The organism is Rhizobacter sp. P3_B12, from assembly GCF_056402895.1.
The window spans coordinates 1-2,262 of sequence record NZ_JBFUGN010000980.1 but is presented as its reverse complement, the minus strand read 5'-3'; the positions used below and the strand labels follow the sequence as shown (position 1 = coordinate 2,262).

Here is a 2,262-nt window from a genome sequence, read left to right as displayed (position 1 = left end):
GTCGGAGACGATCAGGCATTCGTAGCCGCGGTCGTTGGCCTCGCGCATCGTSGTSTGCACGCASACSTCGGTCGTGATGCCGGTCAGCACCAGGTTGCGGATGCCGCGGGTGCGCAGGATCAGGTCGAGGTCGGTCGCGTAGAACGAGCCCTTGCCGGGCTTGTCGATCACCGGCTCGCCCGGATGCGGCGCGAGCTCGGGGATGATCGCCCAGCCGGGCTCGCCGATCGTCAGGATGCGGCCGCACGGCCCGACATCGCCGATGCCGATGCCATCGGTGCCGATCTGCCGCGAGCGCCAGCGCTTGTTGGCCGGCAGGTCGCTCAGGTCGGGACGGTGCCCTTCGCGGGTGTGGATCAGCAGGCAGCCGGCCTCGCGCATCGCGGCCATCAGGCGCTGCAGCGGTGCGATCGGCGCACGCGTCAGGCCGATGTCGTAGCCCATCTTGTCGACGTAGCCGCCCACGCCGCAGAAGTCGACCTGCATGTCGATCACGATCAGCGCGGTGTTGCCGGGGCGCAGGTCGCCGTCGAACGGCCAGCGGTAGGGATCGGCGTCGACGTAGTTGCCCATCGCGCGAGTCATCACAGCGACACCCCCAGCTCCGCCGGCGCACCCTGGACCCGGCGCGTCGGCGAACAGGTCCACACCAGGATCGCGAGCGTCAGCACGTAGGGCACCGCGTTGAACAGGTGGTAGCCGCTGCTGATGCCCACCGATTGCAGCGCCGGCCCGAGCGCACCGGCGCCGCCGAACAGCAGCGCCGCGCCGAGGCAGCGCCACGGGCTCCAGCGCGCGAAGATCACCAGCGCCACCGCGATCAGCCCCTGCCCGCTCGACAGCCCCTCGTTCCAGCTGCCCGGGTAGTGCAGCGACAACGAGGCGCCGCCCAGGCCCGCGATGAAGCCGCCGATCACCGTGGCCGCGATGCGGATGCCGTGGACCGAGTAGCCGAGCGAGCGCGCCGCGTCGCTCGAATCGCCGGCCATGCGCAGCACCAGCCCGAAGCGCGTCGCCTTGAAGCCCCAGGCGAGCACGGCCGCGAGCGCGACGCCGATCGGGAACAGCGCGTTGATCTGCAAGGCCGAGCGGATCTGCGCCGAGCTGCTCCATTCGCCCAGCGCCAGCGCGGGAATCTGCGGCGCCTGCGGCTGGATCAGCGGCTTGCCGAGGTAGAACGCGAGCCCGCTGCCGAGCAGCATCAGCGCGATGCCGGCGGCGATGTCGTTGACGCGCGGCAGCGAGCACACCAGGCCGTGCAGCAGCGCGAGCGCGGCGCCCGACAGCCCGCCGACCAGCACGCCGACCCAGGCCGATCCGCTGAGGTACGCGCCGCCGAAGCCGCTCATCGCCGAGAACACCAGCACGCCCTCGAGCCCGAGGTTGATGCGGCCGGCCTTCTCGGTGACGCATTCGCCGAGGCTCACCATCAGGAACGGCGTGCCGACGCGGATCGCGCCGCCGAGCACGGCGATCAGCACGTTGACGAACAGCTCGGCGCTGGTCATGTGCTCACCTGCGCGGAGGCCGGTGCCACGACTGGCGGCGCCGCGGCCGGCTTCGCCCGCTCGACGAACAGCCTGCCGCGCAGCGCCTCGCTCGCGAGGATCAACAGGAACGCGAAGCCCTGCAGCACCAGCACCGAGGCATCGGGCAGGTCCATGCGCCGCTGCAGCAGGCTGCCGGCCGCGCCGAAGCCGCCGAACAGCACCGCGACCGGCATCACCAGCCACGGGTTGTGGCGGGCGACGAAGGACACCAGGATGCCGGTGTAGCCGAGGCCCGCGATCAGCGCGGCGTTGGCGCTGGTGTGCACCGCCAGCACCTCGATGCCGCCGGCCAGGCCGGCGCAGGCACCGCCGATCGCGCAGGCGATCACGATCAGCCGTGCACTCGGCAGGCCGACCAGCAGCGCAGCGCGTGCGTTGCCGCCGACCACGCGCGTCGCGAAACCCGACGGTGTCTGGAAGATCCACAGGCCGAGCGCGATGCAGGCGACGATGCCGAAGACCAGGCCCCAGTGGATGTCGCTGCCGCCGATGCCGCCGATCAGCAGCGCATCGGCGATCGGCCGGGTCGACGGCTTGTTCAGGCTGGCGGGATCGCGCAGCGGGCCTTCGACAAGATGTTTGAAAAGGGCAATGGCGATGTAGGCGAGCAGCAGGCTGCTGATCGTCTCGTTGACGCCGCGCCGCTGGCGCAGCAGGCCGACCAGCGCGATCCACGCCGCACCCGCCGCGGCTGCGGCGACCAGCAGCAGCG

At 71.4% G+C, this 2,262-nt stretch carries 3 protein-coding genes; all 3 read right to left on the bottom strand.

Annotated features, from left to right (window positions below):
* The coding region (locus tag AC1D01_RS30970; protein WP_477873280.1) for a cysteine hydrolase family protein at positions 1–585 on the bottom strand (585 nt) is incomplete at its 3' end.
* Positions 585–1,508: an ABC transporter permease gene (locus tag AC1D01_RS30965; RefSeq protein ID WP_477873279.1), complete on the bottom strand. Its 924-nt coding sequence runs from the start codon at positions 1,506–1,508 to the stop codon at positions 585–587. The genes AC1D01_RS30965 and AC1D01_RS30970, both read right to left, overlap by 1 nt.
* Positions 1,505–2,262: ABC transporter permease (locus tag AC1D01_RS30960; protein ID WP_477873277.1), on the bottom strand; the 758-nt coding region annotated here is incomplete at its 5' end. The genes AC1D01_RS30960 and AC1D01_RS30965, both read right to left, overlap by 4 nt.

What these genes read in the sequence shown, in the direction of transcription:
- AC1D01_RS30965 (WP_477873279.1), bottom strand. Translation starts at nt 1,508, where the DNA reads ATGACCAGCGCCGAGCTGTTCGTCAACGTGCTGATCGCCGTGCTCGGC.